This window comes from Treponema endosymbiont of Eucomonympha sp., assembly GCF_001028545.1.
The window spans coordinates 1-442 of sequence record NZ_BBPW01000655.1 but is presented as its reverse complement, the minus strand read 5'-3'; the positions used below and the strand labels follow the sequence as shown (position 1 = coordinate 442).

Here is a 442-nt window from a genome sequence, read left to right as displayed (position 1 = left end):
CGTCGTTACGGGGCTGAAAAACGTCGAACCGGTACTGGAACGTTTGCAGGCGGGGACGCTCGACCTGCATTTTATCGAGGTTATGACCTGCCCCGAAGGCTGCGTATCCGGCGGCGGGCAGCCGAAACTGCTGCGCGATTCCGACGTGCCGGAAGCCTACGCGAAACGGCGCACCGCGACTTTTGACCACGACAAGGCGCTGCCCAAGCGGAAATCGCACGAGAGTGCGGCGATACAAAAGATATACGCGGAGTTCCTCGATAAACCGAACGGGCACAAGGCGCACGAACTGCTCCACACGACATACAGGCAGTGCTGACCGGAAGCGCGCTTATCCTTGCGGGCGGGAAAAGCTCGCGCATGGGCTATGACAAAAAGCAGCTTCGGCTGGGCGGCGCGTCGGTATTCGAGAGCCTCTTCCCGCGGCTCAAGACCCCGTTCG

2 protein-coding genes are annotated in these 442 nt (G+C 61.1%); both read left to right on the top strand.

The window, feature by feature from the left end; all coding sequences use genetic code 11:
* Positions 1-319 (top strand): iron hydrogenase small subunit (locus tag AWU74_RS08510; RefSeq protein ID WP_187150984.1); only part of this gene is annotated, 319 nt, incomplete at its 5' end.
* Positions 313-442: NTP transferase domain-containing protein (locus AWU74_RS13250; RefSeq protein WP_306701127.1), on the top strand; the 130-nt coding region annotated here is incomplete at its 3' end. The genes AWU74_RS08510 and AWU74_RS13250, both read left to right, overlap by 7 nt.